We start from the raw sequence: 25,338 nt of genomic DNA, 5'->3' as shown, positions 1-25,338 counted from the left end.
TTACGGGGCAAGCGGCGGTGCCTCCGGCTGCTTTCCCATCAAGCTGAAAAGAGTCAGGAGGAATGTCACAAGGGCCGTCGCCCCCGGCCACAGCAAGAGTGCCGTCGCCGCCCGCAATGTGAAGCCTTCACTGCCGTTTGCGGCGGGACCCCACCACTGCGCGGCCAGCATCCCCACCTGCCAGGCCACCAAGGCCCCGGCAGCTCCACCCAGGACTGCCAGGAACGTGCGGATGCCGTGTCCCGGCTGCCGGACCTTGCTATCGAGCAGGACCGCCGTGAAGCAGCCGGAAAGCAGCAGGAGCCCGGCCAGGACCAAGTCCCTCGGAAGCCGCCCGGCCGAGGCTGTGGGATCGGCGAGGGCAGGATTTCCGGAGATCACGTTGAGGCCGCCCGGAGCCAGCAGCCACCATGCGAGACCCAGCCCGATGCCCGAGGCGGCAGGCACGGCGAGCCACATCCACCATTTGCGGTCCCGAGTGTCCGTGCCCGTGTCCGGGTCCGTGTCCCTCGTAGGACCGGAGTCGAGAAGGTTCGATGTTGGCTTGGTCATGACACAAACATTAACAAACGTTTCTGGACGCTCAACAAGCAAGCGTCCCGGCGAGCAGCGGAATACGCTGAATCCACCAGCGTTATTACCAATAGCTCACGCAGGAGATCGGCAAAGTGGCTTCGGACAATTCGGCTTTTGAAGCAACATTCAAGCAAATGTTCCGCCGGCATGCCGCCGGCGTGGCCATCATCACTGCCGACCTCCACGGCAAGCCTTTCGGCTTCACTGCGACGTCCGTGGCTTCGCTGTCCGCCGAGCCGCCACGCTTCACGTTCAACATGTCCCGCAGTTCCAGTTCCTGGCCCGCGGTGGCGAATTCGACCTATATCGGCCTGCACATGCTCGGCCTTGAGAACCAGGCCCTCGCAGACCGCTTCGCCCGCACCCAGGAACGGTTTGAGGGCGATCACTGGGAACCGGGTCCGTTCGATGTCCCCATCCTCAAGAACGTCGCCGGCTGGTTGATCGGCAAGATCCAGATGCGCCTGTCCTTCGAAAACAACGCGATCGTAGTGGTGGAGGTTGTCGACGGACTGGTCGGCGAGGAGGATACTCCCCTGCTTTACCATTCGGGCTCCTACGGCCAGCCGGTTCCGCTCGACTATGAGATCTAGTTAACTGTCCAGGCAGGTCGGGCCAAGAAGTACCTTGAGGTCACCGAAAAGTGACGGAGTGGGATTCACGCGCATGTGCACGGGCAGGCCCATGACCTCGACCTTGGAGTCACCCTGCAAGTGGAGCCTGACCTCGGAGTTCCCCCGGTGGGTGGTCAAAACATCGCGAAGATCGGTGACGACAGCCTCGGTTGCCTTGTACGTGGGCATCGTGATGACGAGGGGACCGTTGGTGCTTTCGCTCAGGTCCGGAACCGAGAGCTCCATGCAGTTCAAGGTGACCGCGCCGTCGTCGCGCCGCTGCAGACGGCCCTTGACCACCACGATCAGGTCCTCCGCGAGGACCGAAGCGATGGGGCCGTAGACCTGGCCGAAGAACATGACCTCGATGGAAGCGCCCAGGTCTTCGATCTCCGCCCGAGCGTAGGCGTTGCCGCTTGCCTTGGCGATCCTGCGGCTGAGCGAAGTGATCATGCCCGCAATGGTGACGATGGCGCCGTCGTGCGGTCCGTCTTCCCCCAGGATCGAGGTGATCGACTGGTCGGCATGCTGGCTCAGCACGCCCTCAAGCCCTTGCAGGGGGTGGTCCGAGACATAGAGTCCAAGCATGTCCCGCTCGAAGGCGAGCTTGTCTTTCTTCTCCCATTCCGGCAGGTCCGGGATCTCCGTGCTCAGGGAGGCCTGCGGCTCCTGGTCCTCGAATCCGGCGAAGAGATCGAACTGGCCGATCGCCTCATTGCGTTTGAGCGTGATGACGGAGTCGATTGCTTCTTCGTGGACCATGGCCAACGCCCGGCGGTGATGGCCGAGGGAGTCGAACGCGCCTGCCTTGATGAGGGACTCGATGGTGCGCTTGTTGCAGACGACCGCCGGAACCTTCATGAGGAAGTCCTTGAAGGAGGTGTAGGCACCCTCGCCCGCCCGGGCCGCCACCATGGCTTCCACCACGTTGACGCCAACGTTGCGGATGGCCCCCATTCCGAAGCGGATATCGGTTCCAACAGGGGTGAAGTTGAGGCTTGACTCGTTGACGTCCGGCGGCAGGACAGTAATGCCCATGCGCCGGCATTCGTTGAGGTAGATCGCCGATTTGTCCTTGTCGTCGCCCACGGACGTGAGCAGGGCGGCCATGTATTCGGGAGCGTAGTGGGCTTTGAGGTACGCAGTCCAGTAGGAGATTACCCCGTACGCGGCGGAGTGCGCCTTGTTGAAGGCGTAGTCGGAGAACGGGAGCAAGATGTCCCACAAGGTCTTGACGGCGTCCATGGAGTAGCCGTTGTCCTGCATGCCTTGGGAGAATCCGGCGAACTGCTTGTCCAGTTCGGATTTCTTCTTCTTGCCCATGGCACGGCGCAGGATATCTGCCTGGCCCAGCGAGTAGCCGGCCAGCTTCTGCGCCACGGCCATGACCTGCTCCTGGTACACGATCAGGCCGTACGTTCCGCCGAGGATTTCGGCGAGCGGTTCCTCGAGCTCCGGATGGATCGGGATGACCTCTTGGATCTTGTTCTTGCGGAGCGCGTAGTCCGTGTGCGCGTTGGCGCCCATGGGACCCGGCCGGTACAGCGCCAACACGGCGGAGATGTCTTCGAAGTTGTCAGGCTTCATGAGCTTGAGCAGCGACCGCATAGGCCCGCCGTCGAGCTGGAAGACGCCCAAAGTGTCGCCGCGCGCCAGCAGCTCGTACGACGCCGGGTCGTCCAACGCCAGGTGCTCGAGATCGAGGTCGACGCCTCGGTTCATCTTGATGTTTTCCAGGGCGTCGGAAATGATCGTCAGGTTCCTCAAGCCGAGGAAGTCCATCTTGATCAGGCCGAGGCCTTCGGACGTCGGGTAGTCGAACTGCGTGATGACCTGGCCGTCCTGGATGCGGCGCATGACGGGAATGACGTCGATGATGGGGTCCGAAGACATGATGACACCGGCGGCGTGCACGCCCCACTGCCGCTTCAGCCCCTCAATGCCCAGCGCGGTCTCGAAGACCTTGGCGGCCTCCGGGTCCGTGCTGATCAGCTGGCGGAAGTCTCCGGCCTCGCCGTAGCGCTTGGCCTCCGGGTTCTGGATGTCCGCCAGCGGGATGTCCTTGGCCATCACGGCCGGGGGCAGTGCCTTGGTGAGCTGTTCACCCATGCTGAACGGGTAGCCGAGCACGCGGGAGGAGTCCTTGAGCGCCTGCTTGGTCTTGATGGTGCCGTAGGTGACGATCATGGCCACGCGCTCGTCGCCGTACTTCCGGGTGACATAGTCGATGACCTCGGAGCGGCGACGATCATCGAAGTCGACGTCGAAGTCGGGCATGGACACGCGGTCCGGGTTGAGGAAGCGTTCGAAAATCAGGCCGTGTTCCAGCGGGTCGAGGTCGGTGATGCGCATGGCATACGCCACCATGGAGCCCGCACCCGAACCACGGCCCGGGCCCACCCTGATCCCGTTATTCTTGGCCCAGTTGATGAAGTCGGCCACCACCAGGAAATATCCCGGGAAGCCCATGGACGTGATGACGTCAAGCTCGTAGTCGGCTTGCTTGCGCACCTTGTCCGGGACGCCGTTCGGGTAGCGGTAATCGAGTCCCGTCGCTACTTCCTTGACGAGCCAGGACGTCTCGTCCTCGCCGGGCGGGCAAGGGAACCGCGGCATGTAGTTCGCACCCGTGTTGAAGGACACTTCGCAACGCTCTGCGATCAGCAAGGTGTTGTCGCAGGCTTCGGGATGGTCGCGGAACAGCTCGCGCATCTCATGCGGGGATTTCAGGTAGTAGCCGCTGCCGGAGAACGCGAATCGGGAGCCGCCGTTGTCATAGGTGGGCTCGAGCAGCGTGGAGCCCGACTGGATCGCCAAAAGGGCCTCATGGGCCTTCGCGTCATGCTCATGCGTGTAATGGAGGTCATTGGTGGCCACGAGCGGAAGCTTCAGCTCCTTGGCCAACCGCAGCAGATCGCCGGTGACGCGCCGCTCGATGTCCAGGCCATGGTCCATGAGTTCGCAGAAGTAGTTTTCCGCTCCGAAGATGTCGCGGAACTCGGAAGCCGCAGCCAGCGCCTCGCGGTATTGCCCGAGCCGAAGACGGGTCTGGACTTCACCGGAAGGGCAGCCGGTGGTGGCGATCAGGCCTTCGGAATAGGTGTTCAGCAACTCGCGGTCCAGGCGGGGCCATTTGCCGAAGACCGAGTCAAGGGAAGCAATCGAGGATGCCCGGAACAGATTGCGCATGCCCACGTTGTTGTAGCTCAACAACGTCATGTGGGTGTAGGAACCACCACCGGAGACGTCATCCTTGCGCTGGCCCTCGTCGCCCCAGCGGACGCGCTCCTTGTCGCCGCGCGCCGTGCCCGGCGTGACATAGGCTTCGACGCCGATGATCGGCTTGATGCCTTTGTCCGTGGCCTTCTTCCAGAAATCGAAGGCACCGAACAGGTATCCGTGGTCCGTGGTAGCCAGCGCAGGCATGCCGAGCCGCTCGGTCTCGTCGAACAACTCGGTGAGACGGGCCGCACCATCCAGCATGGAGTATTCGGTGTGGGTGTGCAGATGGACGAACGAGTCATTGCTGGAAGTCACCACGACAGTCTACCGGCAGGGCCCGCGCAGTTGGAGTGGCGCGCTGGCAGCGTGAATCCCGCTACGCGTTGCCGCTTTCAAGAAGTTCCAGCGCATACTGCAGGTCCGCCGGATACTGGCTGGTGACTTCCACCCATTCGCCGGTCCGGGGGTGGTTGAAGCCAAGCCGCCGCGCGTGCAGCCACTGGCGGGTCAGTCCCAGGTTGGCAGCCAAACGCGGGTCCGCCCCATAGGTCAGATCGCCCGCGCAGGGGTGCCTGAGAGCCGAGAAATGAACCCGGATCTGGTGTGTCCTGCCTGTCTCAAGGTGAATTTCCACGAGGGTCGCCTTCCCATAGGCCTCGAGGACCTCGTAGTGCGTTACAGAGGGACGGCCATCCTCGATCACCGCGAAACGCCAATCATGCCCCGGGTGGCGCCCGATGGGCGCGTCTATGGTGCCCTCCAAGGGATCCGGCAGGCCCTGGACCACTGCGTGGTACACCTTGTCCACCGTGCGTTCCCTGAAGGCACGCTTGAGCACCGTGTAAGCCTGCTCGCTCTTGGCCACGACCATGACGCCGGAGGTTCCGACGTCGAGACGGTGGACGATGCCGGCACGTTCAGGCGCGCCGGACGTTGAGATCCGGTATCCCGCACCGGCAAGGCCACCCACCACGGTGGGGCCGACCCAACCCGGTGACGGGTGCGCTGCCACGCCTACAGGCTTGTCGATGACGACAAAGTCATCATCGTCCAACAGGATATTCAGGCCTTCCACGACTTCCTCCACGACTTCCAAGGGATCCCTGCGTTCGGGAACGGTGACTTCCAGCACGGACCCGGCAACGAGTTTCGCCGCTTTACCGACTGGGTTCGCGGAGATGGTGACGTTGCCTTCGGCGATCAGCAAGGCGGCGGCCGAGCGGGAGATGTCCATCAGTTTCGCCAAGCCCGCGTCGGCCCTGGCGCCGCCCAGCTCTTCGGGCACCACGAATTGCTCAGACATCGCCCGGATCCTCATCTTCCGGCGTGCCGGCCTTGGCCGGTTCGGAACCGGCGGAGTGGTGGCGGGAGCCGTCGAGGCCGATCCCCCGCAAGGTCAGCAGGCAGATGATCACGACGCTGGAAACCACCGCCGAGTCTGCGATGTTGAAAATAGCGAAGTTGGGCAACTGGATGAAGTCCACGACGTGGCCCATGGCGAAGGAAGGTTCGCGGAAAAGGCGGTCCGTGAGGTTTCCGAGTGCGCCGCCGAGCAGCAGGCCGAGTGCTAGCGACCACCAGACCGACCCCAATCGACGCACTTGGAACAGGATCACCACTGAAACGGCCGCCATGACGATCGTGAAGACCCAGGTGACGTTTTCACCGATGGAGAACGCAGCGCCCGAGTTTCGGATGTAGTACCAATGCAGGAGCGGAGGAAGGACAGGGATCCGCTCGCCTTCGACCATAGTGCTGGTGACCCAGAGTTTGGTCAGTTGGTCGAAGGCGTACGCGAACACAGCGAAGCCTGCAAAGACCCAAAGCAGTGCGGGACGCCACGTGTGGGCTTTGATGCGGACAGGCTCCGTGGTGCCGTCAGTTTGTTCGTCGCTCATAGTACTTTCATTCGGTAACCGTGGCTTCTGGCGCCTTAACAGGCGAAAGCCGGCGGCCGAGGAATCCCCAGCCACCGGCTTTCAGAATACTTGCTAGACCTCTGCGGCGGCTTCGCCGACCTCAGGAGCCGCAACCGAGCCGCGGGCATCCAGGTCACGCAGCTGGCCTTCGATGTAGGCCTTCAGGCGGGAGCGGTAGTCGCGCTCGAAGCCGCGGAGCTGCTCCACCTTGCGTTCGAGAACGCTGCGCTGCTGCTCAAGGGCACCGAGGATCTTGCGGGACTTGTCCTGCGCGTCGTTGACGAGGCTGGAGGCTTCGATCTGTGCCTCGGCAATGATCTTTTCCTTCTGCTGCTCACCATCGGCCACGTGCTTGTCGTGCATCTGCTGAGCCATGGCGAGCAGGCCGGCTGCGGACTCGGCGGAAGGAGAGCCGGCCGAAGGTGCGGCCGGGGCCGGAGCGGCGGCAACGGCCGGCTCCTTCTTCTTCTCGGCTTCGGCCTTCGCTTCGGCTTCCGCCTTGGCCTGCGCGTCCTTGTCGACCTTCACCGGAGCGGGCACCTTCTCGACCACGGGTGCCGATGCTGCGCTGGCAGGGACCGGGTTTCCGCCTTCGCCGAGCTTCTTGCGCAGCTCGTCGTTCTCTTGGTTCAAGCGCCTCAGCTCGACGACGATTTCGTCGAGAAAGTCGTCGACCTCGTCCTGGTCGTAGCCTTCGCGGAACTTGGTCGGCTGAAAGCGCTTGTTGACAACGTCTTCTGGCGTCAAAGCCATCTGGTCACCTCGTTGGTCTAGTTAGTCAGTAGGCCTTCCGGCCGTTCAAAACTACGGTACCTAAATATCATCTGATTCCCCCAATTCAACACCATCGTGTTGGGTCGGAGGATTGCAGCCCACTGTCCGAAGAAAAACAGATCAACGGCAAATGGCCTGCGGAAAAGCTACGCCAGCGTGTAGACGAATCCCATCGCGATGCTGACGACAATAAACACGATCAGAAATGCCAGGTCAAGGGACACCCCACCAAGCTGCAGTGGTGGAATCAGCCGGCGGATCCGTTTCAAGGGCGGATCAGTCACAGAATAGACCACGTGCGCGGCCACCAGGGCAGCGCCACGGGGGCGCCACTGGCGCGCAAACATCTGCACCAGATCAAAGACGAGCCTGATGATGAGGGTGACCAGGAACAGCAGCAATGCAATGTACAAAAGGCCGAAAACTATGCCCACGGGTTAGCTCAGATCTCCTAGTTCGCCACTTTTCTCGGTCAGTCCCTCTATTGCAACACAGATGCCAGGCAGATCGCTCTGCCTGGCATCCGTGATGACTGTGCTAGCTCTGGTTGAAGAACGTTGCTTGGGCTTCGCTGACCTTCTTGTCGTCGCCAAGAACTTCGACGTACGACGGCGACAACAGGAAAACCTTGCTGGTGACGCGCTCAATGCTGCCATGGAGTCCGAAGACCAACCCGGCGGAAAAGTCGACAAGGCGCTTGGCATCTCCCTCGCCCATGTCGGTGACGTTCATGATCACGGGGATACCGTCCCGGAAACTTTCGCCGATGACCTTGGCGTCATTGTAGGAGCGGGGATGGACGGTGGTGATCTGCCTCAGTCCGGAGGCGTCTTCGCGGCTAGATGCCGCACGCTTGATAGGTGTCACGGGTGCGCGGTATTCCTCTTCGGCGACAGGGGGGACTTCACGAACTACTTCACGTACAGGTGCAGGGGCGCGGCGCTCTTCACGATTGTGGTCGACAGACCGGTCCTCGTCCGTGTGCTGCACGTGCTGCTCAGACTCGTAGTGTTCATCGCCATCGGCGAGCCCAAGATAAACCATTGTCTTGCGCAGTGCGCCAGCCATGCTGGACTCCTATCGTGTCTGCAGTAGGCGGGCCGCCCATGACTTGACATCGCTGAAATCCCGGCCCGTCGCTTCCAATACTTTGACGCTACCCCACCCGCGGACGCGAACCGAGAATATCCGAGCCAATTCGCAGGTGTGTCGCACCAAATTGAACGGCGGCTTCGAGGTCCTGGCTCATCCCTGCGGATATCCCCGCGGCATCCGGATGCAGTCCTCGCAGATCCTGTGAAATGGCGGCGAGTTTCTCGAATGCTTCCCCGGGCGGCGCGCCGAGCGGCGCGACAGCCATCACACCGGCCAGGCGCAGTCCGGTGGCGGAAGCGATGGACTCGGCGAGGCGCTCGACGTCGGCCGGAGCGGCACCGCCGCGGTGGGCGGCGTCGTCCTCAAGACTGACCTGGATGTAGCAGTCAAGGTCCGGCCTGCCGGACTCGGACTGTTGCCGCGCTACAGCCTTGGCAAGGGCCTCGGCGAGTTGCGGACGGTCGATCGATTGCACGGAAAACGCGTACTTCGCCACGGACTTGGCCTTGTTGCTTTGCAGTTGACCGATGAAGTGCCAACGCACAGGGAGTCCGGCGAGCTCGGCGGACTTCGCGGCCGCCTCCTGGTCGCGGTTTTCACCGACGTCTGTCACGCCAAGTGCCGCCAGCCGGGCGACATCCGCTGCGGGATGGAATTTGGTGACGACTATCAGTTGGGGCTCTTCGCTTCGCCCCGCCGCCGCGGTTGCCGCCGAAATCCGCTGGCGGACCGCGGCGAGCCGTTCGCGCAGCCCGGCGGTCCGTGGATCGCCTGCAGCGCTTTCCGCTGTTGGGAAATTCTCACTCATGCGTCCACACCAAACCTGCAAAGCGGCCTGTGTGCTGATTGCGCCTGTAAGAGTAGAGCCGGGCGGTCTCCCGTGTGCACTCCCCCGAGTACTCGACCGTGACGTCGAGTGTTTTCAGCTGGGCGCGCACACCGGCGGGCAGATCCAGAGCGGGCGAGCCCCATGAGGTTGTGGACCATGTTTCAGGGACCGCGGCTGCTACGTCCGTCCGCAACTGTTCGGGAACTTCGTAGCACTCACCGCAGATGGAAGGGCCCACCCAGGCGCTGATGGTCGCCGCACCGCGGTTTCGCATGTTCGCCACAGTGGCCGAAACGATGTCCGCTGCAACTCCGGGCCGGCCCGCGTGGACCACCGCAAGGACCGGATCGATGTCTTCCGGCACTTCGCCCAACAGCACGACGGGGACACAGTCGGCCACCATGACCGCGAGAGGCTGCCCCCTCGACACCATGGCGTCAGCCGTTGGCCCGTCGCCGTACGCGGCGATGAATTCAACGGCTTTTCCGTGGACCTGGTTCATGTATTGGAAATGCCGTTCGCCGAGCCCCGCTGCTGCTTCCAGCCGGGCCCGGCGCGCCATGACATCGTCAGGATTGTCCGCGACGTGCAGTGCAAGGTTGCCCGCATCGTCATCGGAGAAAGCGACCGAAATTCCGGGTCGCACTTCTTTTTGCCACCAAAACACTACTGGCTAACTCTCCTGGGTGGGTCTGAACGGAACGGCTACTTCAGGAAGTCCGGAACATCGAGGTCGTCGGTGCGGCTTCCAGAAAGGTCCGGTTCGACGACGGCGGGAAGGTCGACGTCGAAGCCGGAGTCAGCCGGCAAAGCCGAAGGGCGCTGCTGGCCCCAGTTGCTCAAGCCGGAAGCGCCGACGCCAGCGGAAACGTGCTGCGGCGCCGAGTAGGCCGGCGCAGCTGAAGGCGCGGCGGGACGGTCCGGGGCCGCAGGGGCCTGGTGCTGACCTGGCTGCTGGGAAACCGACTGCTGGTTCATCGACGGTGACGTGGCCTTGACGTCGTCAAATCCGGCGGCAATGACCGTGACGCGTGCTTCGTCACCCAGGGCGTCGTCAATGACGGCACCGAAGATGATGTTGGCTTCGGGGTGGGCCACTTCCTGCACGAGCCTCGCGGCTTCGTTGATTTCGAACAGACCAAGGTCCGAACCGCCCTGGATGGAGAGCAGGACGCCGTGGGCGCCATCGATCGACGCCTCCAGAAGCGGCGAAGCGATGGCGAGCTCTGCGGCCTTGACGGCGCGGTCCTCACCGCGCGCCGAGCCGATACCCATAAGAGCGGAGCCTGCACCCTGCATGACCGACTTGACGTCGGCGAAGTCGAGGTTGATCAGGCCCGGGGTGGTAATGAGGTCCGTGATGCCCTGGACGCCGGAGAGGAGTACTTGGTCAGCGGAACGGAAAGCGTCCAGGACGGAGACGTTACGGTCGCTGATGGACAGGAGGCGGTCGTTGGGAATGACGATGAGGGTATCGACTTCGTCGCGCAGGGCGTCGATTCCTGCCTCGGCAGAACCGGCGCGCCGGCGGCCTTCGAAGGTGAAGGGTCGGGTGACGACACCGATGGTCAGGGCGCCGAGCGAGCGTGCGATCCGGGCCACGACGGGGGCGCCGCCGGTTCCGGTGCCGCCGCCTTCGCCTGCGGTGACGAAGACCATGTCGGCTCCGCGGATGACCTCTTCGATCTCATCGGCGTGGTCCTCGGCGGCCTGGCGTCCGACGTCGGGGTTGGCGCCGGCTCCCAGACCGCGAGTGAGCTCGCGTCCGACGTCAAGTTTGACGTCCGCGTCGCTCATGAGGAGAGCCTGGGCATCGGTGTTGATGGCGATGAACTCGACGCCGCGAAGGCCGACTTCGATCATTCGGTTAACTGCATTCACGCCACCGCCGCCGATGCCGACGACCTTGATGACGGCCAAGTAATTCTGCGGTGCTGCCACGTTTCGTGCCCCTTGCTTGTGTCCTATAGCGAAACAGATCGAGTCCAACTTGAATCCTTGGACCTTAACCCTCTAGTTGAAGGTTATAGTTATGTCAAGTAACTCTTAAGTGACGGTATGGGCTATGAATCCGACATTCAATGACCGCCTCCGCGTGTCGTGTGAAAGTCCGAAAAATAGCCCCGTACGTCGGCGAAGTTACTTCGTGGAATGGCCTATTTGGTAAACGGGTGCCTCGGTGCGCTGACATCGTAGACATTCACGGGAACTTTTGGATTGGCGGGAGCCTTAAGCAACGCCTCGAGGACCCGTGCCTTCAGCTCCTTCTCGTCCGCATTCCCCCACACAACGATCTTGCCGTCCGTGAGCTTGAGCTCGACGGCGTCCGGCGACGAGGCCGACGCGCTGGCCATCTTCGCCAGGACATCCGCCGGCAGCGTCGCAAGAACGGCCGTGATCGCCCTGAAGAGATTCTGGTTGGCTCCCAGCCCATCGATGAGGGGCAACGCAACCGATGCGGGATCGGCGGTTGATCCAAGCTGGACGCCGTCGACGTCGACTAGTGAATAGTTGTCGCCGCTCTTGACCAGCGCCACGGGCACCCGCTCCACGACGTGGACCAAAAGTTCCGACGGCGGGCGGGCCTCGGTACTGACGGAACGCACCTGGACGAGGGGCTTGAGCAGCGCGGCGATCTCGGCGTCGTTGATTTGCGGAAGAGGTTTTCCCTTCACCGGTTCGAGGGCCTTCTGGACGCTCCCCGCTTGGAGTAGCTTGGTGCCGTCAACCGTCACCGTGCGCACAGCGAACACCGGCGAGTAGATCGCCGCAACGATAATTCCGGCGACCAGGGCGACGACGATGGCCAACACCGTGAGCACCGTCCGCCTCCGCTTGCGTCCCTTGGGCTCCGGAAAGGCCAGCACATTGCTGTCCTTGCCGCTGGCGGCTTCCGAAGGGCCCCCGACGGGATCGTCGAGGCTACGTTCAGCACTGACGACTCCGGGCCGGGTGCCCGCCTTCGGCTTGAAAGTGGGCTTCCGGGTATCAGCCACCCAACAGCTCCACGATCCTGGGTCCGTAGGCCGTCACGTCGCCGGCTCCGACGGTCAGCACGATGTCGCCCTCGCCGGCCGCAGAGAGAACCGCGTCCAGCGCTTCCTGGCCGCCGGCCACGAGCCTGCCGCTCTTGAGGCGCCCCGTGATCAAGGCGCTCGTGACTCCGGGGATGGGATCCTCGCGGGCAGGGTAGATGTCCAGGACGAGGGCCGTATCCGCCCCGCCAAGCGCCTCCGCAAACTGCTCCGCGAATTCGCGGGTGCGCGAAAACAGGTGCGGCTGGAAGAGCACATGCACCTTGTTGCCGCCTGCCACGGAGCGGGCAGCGGACAAGGCGGCCCGGACCTCCGTGGGGTGGTGGGCGTAGTCGTCGTAGACACGCACGCCCCTCCCCTGCCCCTTGAACTCGAATCGCCGCGATGCGCCGGTGAAATGGCCGAGGGCAGCCGCGGCGGCCTGGGGCGCCACGCCGAGCTCGATTGCGACGCCGAACGCAGCCGCCGCGTTCAAGGCGTTGTGCCGCCCGGGTACTTGGAGCTCAAGCTGGTATCCCTGTCCGTCGATGGACACCCGGACGTCGCCGGGCCCCCCATCGTGCAGGCGGATATCGGCATCCTCCGCCGTCCCGTAGCTCAGCACACGGGTATTGCCCGCGGCGCGGGTCCGTTCAGCGAGGGCCCGGGCGCCGTCGTCGTCCGCGCAGGCAAAAAGCACGCCATTGGCGGGCAGCAGTGCCGCGAAACTGTCGAAGGAGGCGTAGACAGCCTCAGGCGTGCCGTAATAGTCCAGGTGGTCTGCCTCGACGTTCGTGACGACGGCAATGAGCGGCCGGTAGTTCAGGAAGGAACCGTCCGACTCATCGGCTTCGGCAACGAAGATGTCCGAGGTGCCGTGCGCCGCGTTGACACCGAGGGCGGGTACGTTCGCGCCGATGGCGAACGACGGGTCCAGTCCCGTTTCCTTCAGCAACACAGCAACCATTGAGGTGGTGGTGGACTTGCCATGCGTGCCGGCCACGGTCACCACACGGTCTGTGCCCATGGTTGCTGCGAGGGCCTCCGAGCGGTGGAGCACCGGAAGGCCGGCTGCCCGGGCCGCCTCCAGCTCCGGATTGTCAGCCCTGATGGCCGAACCCGCGACGACGGTCTGCGCGTCACGAAGGTTTTCTGCGGCGTAGCCAACGGCGATCCGCGCCCCGGCGGACTGGAGGTCCTGCATGACGGGCAGATCCTTGGCGTCCGAACCGCTCACCGGAACACCCCTGGCCACCATGATGCGTGCGACGGCAGACATGCCCACGCCGCCGATGCCGATGAAATGGACCCGGCCGAGGGAATCGATGTCTGCGAGGGGCTGGGTCATTCGCTTACCGCTTCCAAGACGAGATCAGCCATCCGCTGATCAGCATTTCTGATGCCAAGTTCCTTTGCCTTGCTGGCCATATCCTCGAGGCGGGCCTGATCCGTGAGCAAAGGAATCAACTCGGCTTTGAGCCATTCCGCGGTCAAGGCGCGGTCGTCGACCAAAAGCGCCGCCCCGGCCTTGACCAGCGCGGAGGCGTTCATTGCCTGCTCGCCGTTTCCGATGGGCAGCGGGACGAATACCGCGGGGAGCCCGACGGCGGCCACCTCGCTGACGGTTGCCGCGCCGGATCGGGCAAGGAGAACGTCGGCGGCCGCGTAGACGTTTTCCATGCCGTCCACGTATTCCACCTGGTGGTAGCCGTCGGCGGCCAGGGGGGCGCCGTCGTCGTTCGTCACTGCTTTACCGCGGCCCGTGATGTGCAGCGTCTGGATACCGGCTTCCGCCAAAGCGGCGACAGCGCCGGCAATGGTGCGGTTGATGCTGAGGGCGCCGGAAGAACCGCCCGTCACGATGAGTGCGGGTCGTCCAGCGTCCAGGCCAAGCGACTGCCTGGCATCCGCGCGCCAAGCCGCCCGGTCCAAACCGGCGATGGCCTTGCGCATGGGCATCCCCACGTGGCGGGCGTGCCTTAGGCGGGTCTCGGGGAAGGCCACCCCCACATGCTTGGTGAACATCGCGCCTACCCGGTTGGCAAGCCCGGCGCGCGTGTTGGCCTCGTGGATGACGATGGGAATCCTGCGACGCCACGCCGCGAGGTACATGGGAGTGCAGACGTAGCCGCCGACGCCGAGGAGGACGTCGGCCTGCGCGTCGTCCAGGATGCGCCCGGCTTGTTTGACGGCCGCAGCGAGCCTGCCGGGCAGTTTGAGCAGATCCGCGGAAGGCTTCCGGGGAAAGGGAACCCGGTCGATGGTGGCCAACTCGTAGCCTGCAGCCGGAACCAGACGCGTTTCCATGCCGTTGGGTGTGCCGACGGCAAGGATCCTGGCATCCGGCCGTAGTGACTTGATGGCATCGGCAATGGCGAGCAACGGGCTGATGTGTCCGGCGGTCCCGCCGCCGGCAAGGACCACGGAGAGGGGTTTGGGCTGGGAATTCATGGAGTGCTATGTACGCTTTCGTGCAGTTTTCGCAATTCGCCAGCGCGGCTTGGAACGGCTGGCAGGAGCCATTTGGGCGCGGGCCAAAGACAACACTACGCCCACGCCGCACAGCGACATCACCAACGCTGAACCGCCGTAGGAAATGAAAGGCAGAGGAACGCCGATCACGGGCAGCAGGCCCGCCACCATGGCCATGTTGATCGCGGCCTGTCCAAGCATCCACGCCATGATCGATCCGCCGAGCACCCGGGCGAACAAGTCTTCCTGGTGGCTGACGACGCGGTAGATGGCAACTGCGAGCAGCGCAAAAAGCACCAGCACCACGATGGTCCCCACAAGCCCGAGTTCCTCCCCGATGACAGCGAAGATGAAGTCGTTGTGGGCTTCGGGAATCCACTGGTATTTTTGCCGGCTCTGGCCAAGTCCGACACCAAGCCAACCTCCCGAAGCAAGGGCGCTGAGCCCCTGTTCGCTTTGGAAGCCGATGTCGCTTGCCCCTGCGCAGCTCTGTCCCATCCACGAGGTGATCCGGCACATCCGGTTTCCGCTCGTGAACGCCAGAATCAGCGCGGCAGCGGCGGCAACACCACCGGCCGCAGCGAAGAGCTTCAGGTTGACGCCGCCGAAAAACAAGCCCGCAGCCATGATGAGCATGACCACCAGCGAGGTGCCGAGGTCATGCCCCAGGACAATGAGGGTAATGATGGCGCCGGAGACCGGGACGATAGGGATCAGCGCGTGCGTCCACTTGTCGAGAAGTTTTGCCTTGACGGAAAGAACCGTGGCCATCCAGAGCACCAGGGCGAACTTGGCGAACTCCGATGGCTGGAAGGTGAAGCCACCGATCTCGATCCAGTTCTGGTTGCCCAACACACGCTTGCCGATAACCAGGACCAGCACCAGCAAGGCGCCGGCAAGAATGATTGAGGGCCACGCGAATCTCTTCAGCCAGACGACGTTGACCCGTGAAAGCACCAGCATCGCAACGATGCCGATGCCTGCGAACATGCCTTGCTTGGTGGCGATGGAGTATGGGGATTCGCCGGCCGCAATCGCCTCGACGCTGGACGCCGACAGGACCATGATGATCCCGATAGCCGTGAGCGCCAGCGAAGCGCCAAGAATCAAGTAGTAGGTTGACCCGCCGCTCGATTTACCGCTTCCCTCGAGAGTTGACCAAAACCCGGAAATCCCCGAGCGAATGCGGGACGGAAGTGAGGCTCGGGCAACGCCTGCCGCGCGTCCAGCGGGGTCCGGCTTGCCGGCCCGGGTCCGCCCGGGCCCGCTGCGCGTGGGCGTGCTGACCATTGTTACTCCTCGGTGGTCTGTGCCTGGCCTTCCACAAGCTCGCGCACTGCCCGGATGAAAGCATCGCCACGGTGAGCGTAGGAAGAGAACTGGTCCATGGAGGCAGCCGCCGGGGCCATCAGCACGGTATCGCCGGGCTCGGCGATACTTGCTGCCGACTCGACAGCATGGGCCATGACGGTGTCCCCGAAGATCGGAGACGGTTCCGCGGCGGTACCAGCTGAATCGGCGGACTGCACCTTTTCAGTGTCGCCCTTGGGCTGCCCGATTACGGGCACATCCGATGCGTGTCGCCTGAGGGAGGCTTCCAGGTCCGCGGTGTCGGAGCCGATCAGCACCACTGCCTTGAGCCTGTGCGCGTTGCTTTTGACCAGGTCGTCATAGTTGACGCCCTTGGACAAACCGCCTGCGATCCAGACGACCTTGTCGAACGCCGACAGGGCTGCAGAAGCTGCGTGCGGATTGGTCGCCTTGGAGTCGTTGACCCAGAGCACGCCGTTCTGCTTGGCCACAGGCTGGATGCGGTGGTCTCCCGGGAGATAGTTCCTGAGCCCCTCACGCACTGCAGCCGGTTCGACGCCGTAGGCACGCACCAGTGCGGCAGCGGCCAGCGCGTTGGCGACCATGTGTCGGGGCGCAGCCTGGCCCAGATCCGCCAGGGACGCGAGTTCCTCTGCTGAACTCTTGCGCTCTTCAATGAACGCACGGTCCACGAGCAACCCCTCGACGACACCGAGCATGCTGACCGCCGGAGTCAAGGTGGTGAAGCCGATCGCCCGGCAACCCTCGACCACGTCGGCGTTTTCCACCATGCGTTCGGTCTCGATCTGCTCGGCGTTGTAGATGCACGCCATCTGGGTGTTCTCGAAGATTTTTGCTTTGTCCGCGAGGTAGGACTCGTAGGAGCCGTGCCAGTCGACGTGGTCCTCGGCCACATTGAGGCAGACGCTTGCGACCGGGGAGAGCGATTCGATCCAGTGCAATTGGAAGCTGGACAGCTCAACCGCGAAGGCGTCGTACTCCACTGGGTCACGGAGTGCGTCCAGGATGGGAGTACCTACATTCCCCACGGCGATTGCCTTGAGCCCCGCTGCCTGCAGCATGGCTTCAGTCATGCCCACCGTGGTGGTTTTGCCGTTGGTACCTGTGATCGTGAGCCAGTCCGCCGTCTTGCGGCCCTTGCGTTCGCGCACCCGCCAGGCGAGTTCGACGTCGCCCCACACCGGTACGTGGGCCCGTTTGGCAGCTGCCAGGAGGGACTGGTCCGGCCGCCAGCCCGGCGATGTCACGACGAGTTCGGCTTTTTCGCCGTCCACGCGGGGCAGCGTCTTGACGGCGTCCTGGCCGAGGAGGACGTCGGCTGCGCCGACGATCTTCAAAGTGTCCGCCTGGGCGAGGGCTTTGGCACTCGTGGCAGCGTCAACCACCACCACCCGTGCGCCAAGTTCGATCAAGGTGTCGGCGGCCGCGAAACCGGAGACGCCGATGCCGGTCACGACGACGCGCAGGCCCTTCCAGTCGGAATCCCAACTGACGAGGTTCTCGAGCCGTTCGTTGGAAGAAGGCTTGGTTTGAGGACTTGAGCTCACAGCAGCACCACCCATTCAGCATAGAAAATCCCAAGGCCCGCGGCCACGAAGAGGCCACAAAGAATCCAGAATCGGACAACCACCGTGATCTCGGCCCAGCCCTTGAGTTCGAAATGATGCTGAAGGGGGGCCATTTTGAAGACCCGCTTCCCCTTGGTGACCTTGAAGTAGCCCACCTGGATGATGACCGACAGCGTGATGAGGACGAAGAGCCCGCCGATGATGCCCAGAAGAAGTTCGGTGCGGGAGAGGATCGCAAAGCCGGCCACCGCGCCGCCGATGGCCAGGGAACCGGTGTCTCCCATGAAGATCTTCGCCGGGGACGTGTTCCACCAGAGGAAGCCAACGAGCGCGGCACTGCAAATAGCGGCCAGGAGCGCCAGATCAAGCGGGTCACGGACCGAGTAGCAGCCGCTGCCCGCCTCGCGGGGTGAACCGCACGCCTGGTTGTTCTGCCAGATTCCCATGAGCGTGTAAGCCCCGAAGACCATGATGGAGGCGCCGGCGGCAAGGCCGTCCAGTCCGTCCGTCAGGTTGACGCCGTTGGTTGCCGCGGTGACGATCAGGTTCGACCAGATGACAAACAGGATGGCCCCGAGGACGGTGCCCCCGAAGGCCAGGTTCAGCCAGGGAATGTCCCGCACAAGGGAAATATGGGTGGAGGCCGGGGTGATCCCCTGCGCGTCGGGGAAGTTCAGGACGAGCACTGCGAAGACAATGCCGACGAACGCCTGAAGGATCAGCTTGGCTTTGGCATTGAGTCCGAGGCTGCGTTGCTTGGAGATCTTGATGAAATCGTCGAGGAAACCAACGAATCCCATGCCGACCATGAGGAACAACAGGAGCAGGCCCGAAGCTGATGGGCCCGGTGATCGCGGGTTCATCATCCACATGATCAGGTGGGTCAACCCATAGCTGATGAGCACGGCGGCCACCACGACTGTCCCGCCCATGGTGGGGGTACCACGCTTGGTGTGGTGGGAGGTGGGTCCGTCGTCGCGGATGAACTGGCCGTATCCCTTGGTGACGAGGAACCGGATGAAGAGTGGCGTTCCGGCCAAAGCCACCAGGAGGGCGACGCCCGCGCCGATCAACAGTGCAATCACAGCAGCTCGTTCCCTTCATTGGCGGCAGTTGCAGCCGCGGTGTTCGCACTCGTACCGGCTTGTGGGGGTAATGCTATCCGATCCCCTAAATGCCTTAGGCCCACCCCGTTCGAGGACTTGAAAAGCACCAAGTCGCCCGGTTTGAGCTCGGCCTGCAGCAGTTCGTAGGCTTCGTCGGCCGTTTCGGCGAAACTGCACTCGTCGCCCCAGGAGCCTTCCTGGATCGCGGAAATGTACAGCGCCCGGGCTTCGCGGCCAACCACTACGAGCCTGGAAATATTCAAGCGAACCACTTGCGTCCCTACCGCGGTGTGTTCGCGGATGGAATCTTCGCCAAGTTCCAGCATCGCGCCCAGGACCGCCCAGGTGCGGCGTCCCTGTCCGAGGTCGGCGAGGGTGCGCAAGGCTGCCCGCATGGATTCCGGATTCGCGTTGTACGCGTCGTTGATGATGGTGACGCCGTCCGCGCGCTCAGTGCGTTCCATTCGCCACCGGCTGGCCGGCGCCTGCTCGCTCAGCGAGTCGGCGATCCCGGCCGCAGGGAGGCCGGCCGCGAACGCCGCGGCCGCGGCGGCAAGCAGGTTGGTGATGTGGTGCGCACCGATGAGCTTGCTGTGGACGGGATGCGGGACCGCGCCGTCGGGGAGGACGAGTTCGAATTCCGGGTGGCCGTCTTCGTCGATATCTGCGTTCCTGGCTTCGACTGCGGAACCGGAGATGCCGGTAGCGGAGGTTCCGAGCACTTTGGCCTGGGTGCGGGAGACCATCGCCGCGACCCGCGCGTCGTCGAGGTTGATGACGGCGGTTCCGTCCTGCCCCAGCGCCTCGACGAGTTCGCCCTTGGCCTTGGCTATGTTCTCCACGCCACCGAACTCGCCGGCGTGGGCGGTGCCGACGCAAAGAACGACGCCGATGTCCGGTTGGACCATCTCGGCGAGGTATTTGATGTGGCCGACGCCGGTGGCGCCCATTTCGATCACGAGGTAACGGGTGCCCGCATCGGCTCCGAAGACGGTGAGCGGCACGCCGACTTCCCCGTTGTACGAACCCTGCGGCGCCACTGTGGCGCCGGCCCGGGAAAGAATGCCCGCGAGCAAGTCCTTGGTAGTGGTCTTGCCCGCCGAGCCTGTGATGCCGATAACGGTGAAGGGCTCCCCCTGGGCGGCACGTGCGGCGCGGATGCGGCGCACGGACTCTGCAGCCAGGGCACCCATGGCGATCACGGCGTCATCGACGACGACGGCGGGGTACGGCCGGCCGTCGTCGTCGGAAACGTCGCGCTCGGTCAGCGCCAGGACAGCCCCGCGCTCAAAAGCGGCGCCTACATAGGCATGCCCGTCAGCGTTCTCTCCTGGCTTGGCCACGTACAACGATCCAGCGGCCGCCTCACGGGAGTCGGTAACGACGGACGCCGGGACAATGCCCGGGTCCGCTGCCAATCGGCCATTGGTAATATCGGCGATCTCCGCCGCAGTAAGTGCAATCATCTCGGTCTAGGACTCTATCCGCTCGTCCGTGGAAACTTTGAATCCCCTGGCTGTCAAGGCCGCCCGCAGTTCCACCCGGTCGTCGAGGGCAAGGTTGACGCCCTTCACTTCCTGCCAGACCTCATGACCGCGGCCGGCGATCAGGATGGTGTCTTTCTCAGTGGCCAGTTCCACGGCTTGGCGGATGGCGACGTCCCGCGGGTACGCTTCCACAATCTCGCAGTCGAGGTCCTCTGACTCGCGGGCGGCACGGGCGCCGGCGATGACTTCCGAACGGATCGCCGCAGCGTCTTCGTCATGGGGATCGTCGTCGCTGACAATCACGACGTCGGCGAGCCGGGCGGCTATGGCGCCCATGGTCGGCCGCTTGCCCTGGTCGCGCTGTCCTGTGGCGCCGAAAACGACAATCACGCGGGATCCCGGGGATTGCGGGCGCACGGCCTTCAGGGCCCTCGCCAGCGCGTCCGGGTTGTGCGCGAAATCGACAACGGAGGCAGGGGCATCCGAGATCAGCTGCATCCGGCCGGGTACGGAAACGGTGAAGGGATCGTGCGTGTCGAGCGCCGCCTGAAGTGCCGACGGCTCAATGCCGGAGTCGAGCACCATAATGGTGGCCAGCGCCGCGTTGGCGACGTTGAAGTCCCCCGGCAATCCGGTATGGACGCGCAGGGCCGTTCCATCGCGGTGGCGCAATTCGAAGTCCGTTCCAAGCCCGCGTGGCTTGGCTGACTCCACAGTCCAGTCAGCGTCGCTCCCCGACGTGGCCGACAGCGTGGACACGGGAATTCCCGACTCGTCGGCCAGCAAGCGCCCCCACGGGTCGTCCACGGTCACTACAGCCCTCCGTGCGCGCGCGCTGGTGAACAGCTCCGCCTTGGTCCGGAAGTACTCGTCCATGCTTCCGTGGAGATCGAGGTGGTCCTGTGTCAGGTTGGTGAAGCCGGCAACGTCGAACGTCACCGAGTCAACCCTGTGGAACGACAGGGCATGGGAGGAGACCTCCATGGAAGCCGCCTCCAGCCCACGTTCACGCATGAGGGCGAGCAAGGCGTGGACATCCGTCGACTCCGGCGTGGTCAGCAGGCTCGGGATGGCCTCGCCCCCCGCAAGAATTTCAATCGTCCCGATCAGGCCAGGATTCATGCCCAGGGCGCGAAGCAGGGAATTGATGAAATACGTCGTGGTCGTTTTGCCGTTCGTACCGGTCACCCCGAAAAGCGTGGGCGAAACGCCGTCGAGGGGCTGGCTTCGATAAATGAGGGCAGCGAGGGTCCCGACGGCGGCACGGGGATTGCTGACGATCAGCACGGGAACAGCGAGGTCCTCAAGTGCCAATTGACGTGCGCCATCTTCATCGCTTAACACGGCCACAGCACCGGCTGCCACCGCTTGGGTGACGAAGTCGGCCCCATGGCGTGTGGCTCCGGGCAGGGCCAGGTACAAGTCTCCCGGCTCGACGGTGCGCGAGTTGAGGGAGACACCGGTCACCGACGTATCGCCGGAGTCAGGGGTCAGCGCGATTCCGAGGGACGCTGCGATGGCCTCAAGGGGAACAGGCGCCACGACCGCTGGACGGAAGCCTGGTTTGTCCGTAGCCGACGGGTTCCCTGTAGGGATCGATACGGCATCATTCTGCTCTGACAAGGTGGTCTCCGTTGGTACTCGTAAAACTGGCCGCACGGGAACCCGGGGGCTCCCGCAATCGGCATGGGTGGATCGTAATGTGGCCGGACAGATGCCCAACAAGCTTACTTGGCGAAACTGAACTACTTGCAGTACTGGCCCTATTTGCGTTGACGGGCCCTATTTGGCGTACTGGGGGAACCGCGCTGGAGTGCCCGTGGACGGCGGGACGTTGTAGGTGCGCAGGACCTGGCCCATGACCGAGCGGAAAATCGGCCCTTGGGTGATGCCGTAAATGCTGCCCTTGGGCCGCTGGAGGACAACCTCTACGATGAAGCGCGGATTATCCATGGGCGCCATGCCCACAATGGACGCGGTGTAGCCATCGAACCCAGGGAGGCCATCTTCACGGGGCGCCTGGGACGTGCCCGTCTTGGCGCCCACCCGGTATCCGTCGATGGCGGCATCTTTCACTTCGCCCATGGTGACGTTGCTCTCCAGGATGTCCCGCACCTGCTGCGCGGTGTCCTTGGTAACGACTTGCCGGGAATCCTTGGCAGGCACTTTCTCCTCCACCCCGTCAGCTCCGACGTAGCCGTCAATCAGCCGCGGTTGCAGCATCACGCCGTCGTTGGCAACGCTCTGGTACGCCCGGACGGTCTGCAGCGTGGACTGGGAAACGCCTTGGCCGAACAGCACGGTGTACTGCTGGCGGTCATCCCATTGATCGGGCTTGGCCAGGATGCCTGAGGTTTCGGCGGGAAGACCAATGTCCGGAGCCTGGCCGATACCGAAGCGCGTGAGGTAGTCGTAGCGCTGTTGCTTGCTCAGGCGGCTGCCGATCATCACGGTACCCGTGTTCATCGAATAGCCAAGGATGCCGGCGAGGGTCCTCTGCTCGGTTCCATGGTCGAACGCATCGGTGAAAGTCTGACCGTCGATAGTCAAAGCCGGTGGAATGGTGACGGTGTCCAATGGGCTGGACTTTCCTTCATTGATCGCAGCGGACGCCGTGATCATCTTCTCGACCGAACCGGGCTCGTAGGCAGCCGTCACGGACCGTACGCCACGGTCGGCAGCCGCTACCTTGCCGGGGTCGTTGGGATCCGGTGCGTTGGTGTCCGCCATCGCAATGAGGTTCCCGGTTTTGATGTCCTCGACGACGATTGATCCCCACTCGGCATTGAGCTGGTTGACCTGGGTCTGGATGGCCTGCTGCGCAAAGTACTGGATGTCCGTGTTCAGCGTCAGCTTGACGTCTTTGCCGTTGACGGCCGGGGTCAGCAGGTCGGTTGCCACGGGGATACGAAGACCGTCGGCGCCGATCTCGAAGACGCGCTTGCCGTCTTTGCCGCGGAGCAGCTCGTCCTGGGTCTGCTCAAGGCCTGCCTGGCCCGTGGTGCCGTCTTTGAGGAAGCCGACTATCCCACCGGCGACGCTGCCGTTGGGGTAGACGCGCTTGCTGATGCCCTCCGAGACGACACCCGGAATGTGCAGCTGGGATATCCGGTCCTCGACGTCCGGCTTCACTTCCTTGGCCACGATGTTGTACTTCTTCACGCCGGTCACGGCTTGTGTGACCTGCCCGACGTCCATCCCGAGGGCGCTGGAAAGCTCTGCTATCCCCTGGGACCTGGAGATCGTATCGATAGCTTGGGTCTGGGAGTTGAAACGAGGAAATTGATCAGTGTTGGTGTTGACCGTTTGGTCCACCACGATGTTGTAGCGGATCACGCTGCTGGCGAGCACGGTGCCGTTGGCGTCAAGGATCTTGCCTCGTTCGGCTGGGAGGATCGTGGTTGTCAGCCTGTTGTTGTAGGCCGCCTCGGCCAGGCCGCCGACGTCCAGCCCTTGGACGAGGAACAACTTGCCCCCGACCACCAGCAATAGCGTCAGCATGATTCCGAGGCCGAGGCGCAGGCGCTTCTTCGCCGCCGGCGTTCTCTTGTTCTTCGATTTGCCGGTTTTCTGCACCACGTCGATTCCTTGCTGCTTGCCTTGCTGGTTACCTGAAATCAGGTCGGCTGGACGCTACTGCCCTGGTACCTTCTGCTGTGGAGCCGGGACCGAACCACCGTGGAGATCCACAACCGGCGGCTTGGGTGCCGTAGGAACCGCGGACGCCTGCGGTTTGGCCGGTGTCGAGTCGGCGGCCCCGTTGGGCTTACGGCTGTCCAGTGAATCATTCTTGGCGGGTGCGGAAGGAGCGACGCTGGGCTGGCCTGCAACCGCAGGAGCAGCGATGACGGCACCGGGATTCTGTCCCTTGGTTGCCGGCGTGGCTTTTCCTGTGACCGTCAGGTTGTCCAGATCGATCTGGCCCGTGGCAGTGGAAGCTACCATTCCCAATTCTGCGGCCTTGGCGGCAAGATTCTGAGGGGCTTGGTAGTTCTGGACCTGCTGTGTCAGATCCTGGTTCTGCTTGTTCAGGGACGCTGCGTCGTTCCTGAGCTTCACAAGGTCGTATTGGGCCGTGGAAACGGAGATGTTGAGCACCAGGACAGTCAACAAGGCGGCCGCCAGCACGCCGAAGCAAAAGACGACGAACGGAGTCCGTCGTCGTCCGGGAACACTCTGTACGAGCGAGAGCGGCGTCCGCGCCTTGCGGGTCGTGTCGCGCTCCGGTCCCCGGGCGGGCAGGGCACGCGCGGTGTTCCCCACCGTGGTCGGCAGGATCTTCGCGGCAGCGGTGCTCATGCTGTTCTCCTCGCTTTGATGCGTTCCACGGCCCGCAGGCGGGCAGATGCCGCACGCGGGTTTTCGGCGATTTCTTCAGGGGTAGGCACTTCCGTGCCCTTGGTCAGGGTCTTGAATTCCGGCTTATGTTCTTCCAGCTCCACAGGGAAGCCGAGCGGGGCCGAAGACTTGGACCGGGACTGGAAGACCGACTTGACGATCTTGTCTTCGAGTGAGTGGTATGACATCACCACTACTCGTCCGCCCATTGCCGAGGCAGAGAGGGCCGCAGGCACTGCCCGCTCCAGGACATCGAGTTCCTCATTGACTTCAATCCGCAGGGCCTGGAAAGTCCGCTTTGCCGGATGCCCGCCGGACTTTGCAGCCGCCGCGGGAACAACGCCGCGGATCTGCTCGACGAGTTCCCCGGTGGTGGCGAATGGCTTGGTGACCCTCGCCGTGACGATGCGGTTCGCGATTCTGCCGGCAAACTTCTCTTCGCCCCACTTGCGGATAATCCGCACGAGGTCTTCTTCGGAATAGTTGTTGACTACGTCGGCGGCAGTCTGGCCGCGGCTGGTGTCCATCCGCATATCCAGCGGCGCGTCGTAGGAGTAGGCAAAGCCGCGCTCCCGCTCGTCCAGTTGGAGGGAAGACACGCCCAGATCCATGAGGATGCCGTGCACCTCCGGGATACCAAGGTCCGCAAGGACATCTTCGATTTCGTCATAAACGGCATGTACCAGGTCAGTGCGGGCCGCGAACGGTTGCAGGCGCTCTCCAGCGAGGGCCAGGGCTTCTTCGTCCCGGTCTATACCAACAAGGTGCAGATCGGGGAACCGCTGCAGCATGGCTTCGGAGTGGCCACCCATTCCCAACGTGGCGTCGATGACGACGGGCGTTTCGCCACGGCTGCGGGCGGCCTCAAAACCTGGTGCCAACAAATTGATGCACCGGTCCTTCAGGACCGGTACATGTCGCTCCGAGGTTGGTTTTGGCGCGTCTTGCTCCTCCATGCGGCCTCCTCAGAGCTGAGTTGTTCGTCTGTCAGT

Annotated in this window: 21 protein-coding genes and 1 pseudogene; 1 reads left to right on the top strand and 21 read right to left on the bottom strand. The window is 63.5% G+C overall.

The window, feature by feature from the left end:
• On the bottom strand, positions 1–552 hold the full coding sequence (locus tag QRN59_RS18155) for a hypothetical protein (protein WP_284983867.1): 552 nt from the start codon (positions 550–552) through the stop codon (positions 1–3).
• A gap of 158 nt (positions 553–710) precedes the next feature.
• Between QRN59_RS18155 and QRN59_RS18150 the strand changes: the two genes are divergently transcribed.
• Entirely contained in the window at positions 711–1,169 is a 459-nt protein-coding gene (locus QRN59_RS18150) for a flavin reductase family protein (RefSeq protein WP_502871082.1), read from the top strand.
• Here QRN59_RS18150 and dnaE read toward each other — a convergent pair whose 3' ends face one another.
• From dnaE to rsmH, 20 genes and pseudogenes are all read right to left on the bottom strand, one after another.
• Positions 1,170–4,727 carry a DNA polymerase III subunit alpha gene (dnaE, locus tag QRN59_RS18145; RefSeq protein ID WP_284983864.1) on the bottom strand — a complete coding sequence of 1,186 codons (3,558 nt, stop codon included), beginning with the start codon at positions 4,725–4,727 and terminating at the stop codon, positions 1,170–1,172.
• Positions 4,728–4,788: 61 nt separating this feature from the next.
• Positions 4,789–5,715 carry an RluA family pseudouridine synthase gene (locus QRN59_RS18140; protein ID WP_284983863.1) on the bottom strand — a complete coding sequence of 309 codons (927 nt, stop codon included), beginning with the start codon at positions 5,713–5,715 and terminating at the stop codon, positions 4,789–4,791.
• A complete protein-coding gene (lspA, locus tag QRN59_RS18135; RefSeq protein WP_284983862.1) occupies positions 5,708–6,310 on the bottom strand; it encodes a signal peptidase II in 603 nt (200 codons plus the stop codon). Before lspA ends, QRN59_RS18140 begins: the two co-directional genes overlap by 8 nt.
• 93 nt (positions 6,311–6,403) lie before the next feature.
• A complete protein-coding gene (locus tag QRN59_RS18130; protein WP_284983861.1) occupies positions 6,404–7,084 on the bottom strand; it encodes a DivIVA domain-containing protein in 681 nt (226 codons plus the stop codon).
• Between the two features lie 167 nt (positions 7,085–7,251).
• Positions 7,252–7,539, bottom strand: coding sequence for a YggT family protein (locus QRN59_RS18125; protein ID WP_284983860.1), 288 nt, complete (start codon positions 7,537–7,539; stop codon positions 7,252–7,254).
• Between the two features lie 103 nt (positions 7,540–7,642).
• On the bottom strand, positions 7,643–8,173 hold the full coding sequence (locus QRN59_RS18120) for a cell division protein SepF (RefSeq protein WP_284983859.1): 531 nt from the start codon (positions 8,171–8,173) through the stop codon (positions 7,643–7,645).
• Positions 8,174–8,261: 88 nt separating this feature from the next.
• The gene (locus QRN59_RS18115) at positions 8,262–9,008 is read right to left on the bottom strand and encodes a YggS family pyridoxal phosphate-dependent enzyme (protein ID WP_284983858.1); all 747 of its coding nucleotides are present in this window, start codon (positions 9,006–9,008) and stop codon (positions 8,262–8,264) included.
• Complete coding sequence (locus QRN59_RS18110; protein WP_284983857.1) at positions 9,001–9,696, bottom strand: purine nucleoside phosphorylase YfiH/LACC1 family protein; 696 nt, start codon at positions 9,694–9,696, stop codon at positions 9,001–9,003. The genes QRN59_RS18115 and QRN59_RS18110 overlap by 8 nt, the downstream gene beginning before the upstream one ends.
• A gap of 38 nt (positions 9,697–9,734) precedes the next feature.
• Positions 9,735–10,970: a cell division protein FtsZ gene (gene ftsZ / locus QRN59_RS18105; RefSeq protein ID WP_284983856.1), complete on the bottom strand. Its 1,236-nt coding sequence runs from the start codon at positions 10,968–10,970 to the stop codon at positions 9,735–9,737.
• Positions 10,971–11,185: 215 nt separating this feature from the next.
• Positions 11,186–12,025: a cell division protein FtsQ/DivIB gene (locus QRN59_RS18100; protein WP_284983855.1), complete on the bottom strand. Its 840-nt coding sequence runs from the start codon at positions 12,023–12,025 to the stop codon at positions 11,186–11,188.
• A pseudogene (gene murC / locus QRN59_RS18095) lies at positions 12,018–13,292 on the bottom strand (UDP-N-acetylmuramate--L-alanine ligase); the annotation flags it as partial. The gene QRN59_RS18100 and the pseudogene murC, both read right to left, overlap by 8 nt.
• 95 nt (positions 13,293–13,387) lie before the next feature.
• Positions 13,388–14,494 carry an undecaprenyldiphospho-muramoylpentapeptide beta-N-acetylglucosaminyltransferase gene (gene murG / locus QRN59_RS18090; protein ID WP_284983853.1) on the bottom strand — a complete coding sequence of 369 codons (1,107 nt, stop codon included), beginning with the start codon at positions 14,492–14,494 and terminating at the stop codon, positions 13,388–13,390.
• 6 nt (positions 14,495–14,500) lie between these two features.
• Positions 14,501–15,805: a putative lipid II flippase FtsW gene (gene ftsW / locus QRN59_RS18085; protein WP_284983852.1), complete on the bottom strand. Its 1,305-nt coding sequence runs from the start codon at positions 15,803–15,805 to the stop codon at positions 14,501–14,503.
• 2 nt (positions 15,806–15,807) lie between these two features.
• Positions 15,808–17,409 carry a UDP-N-acetylmuramoyl-L-alanine--D-glutamate ligase gene (murD, locus tag QRN59_RS18080; RefSeq protein WP_284983851.1) on the bottom strand — a complete coding sequence of 534 codons (1,602 nt, stop codon included), beginning with the start codon at positions 17,407–17,409 and terminating at the stop codon, positions 15,808–15,810.
• A complete protein-coding gene (gene mraY, locus QRN59_RS18075) occupies positions 17,391–18,500 on the bottom strand; it encodes a phospho-N-acetylmuramoyl-pentapeptide-transferase (RefSeq protein WP_284983850.1) in 1,110 nt (369 codons plus the stop codon). Before mraY ends, murD begins: the two co-directional genes overlap by 19 nt.
• A complete protein-coding gene (locus tag QRN59_RS18070) occupies positions 18,497–19,987 on the bottom strand; it encodes a UDP-N-acetylmuramoyl-tripeptide--D-alanyl-D-alanine ligase (protein WP_284983849.1) in 1,491 nt (496 codons plus the stop codon). The genes mraY and QRN59_RS18070 overlap by 4 nt, the downstream gene beginning before the upstream one ends.
• Before the next feature lie 6 nt (positions 19,988–19,993).
• On the bottom strand, positions 19,994–21,631 hold the full coding sequence (locus QRN59_RS18065) for a UDP-N-acetylmuramoyl-L-alanyl-D-glutamate--2,6-diaminopimelate ligase (protein ID WP_284983848.1): 1,638 nt from the start codon (positions 21,629–21,631) through the stop codon (positions 19,994–19,996).
• Between the two features lie 159 nt (positions 21,632–21,790).
• The gene (locus QRN59_RS18060; RefSeq protein ID WP_284983847.1) at positions 21,791–23,587 is read right to left on the bottom strand and encodes a peptidoglycan D,D-transpeptidase FtsI family protein; all 1,797 of its coding nucleotides are present in this window, start codon (positions 23,585–23,587) and stop codon (positions 21,791–21,793) included.
• A gap of 54 nt (positions 23,588–23,641) precedes the next feature.
• A complete protein-coding gene (ftsL, locus tag QRN59_RS18055; RefSeq protein ID WP_284983846.1) occupies positions 23,642–24,307 on the bottom strand; it encodes a cell division protein FtsL in 666 nt (221 codons plus the stop codon).
• Positions 24,304–25,302: a 16S rRNA (cytosine(1402)-N(4))-methyltransferase RsmH gene (rsmH, locus tag QRN59_RS18050; RefSeq protein ID WP_284983845.1), complete on the bottom strand. Its 999-nt coding sequence runs from the start codon at positions 25,300–25,302 to the stop codon at positions 24,304–24,306. Before rsmH ends, ftsL begins: the two co-directional genes overlap by 4 nt.
• Positions 25,303–25,338 lie beyond the last annotated feature (36 nt).

Source organism: Arthrobacter sp. efr-133-TYG-118 (assembly GCF_030209755.1).
In the GTDB taxonomy this organism is placed as follows: Bacteria; Actinomycetota; Actinomycetes; order Actinomycetales; family Micrococcaceae; genus Arthrobacter.
The sequence above is the reverse complement of the archived record's forward strand: the minus strand, read 5'-3'. Positions and strand labels throughout refer to the sequence as shown.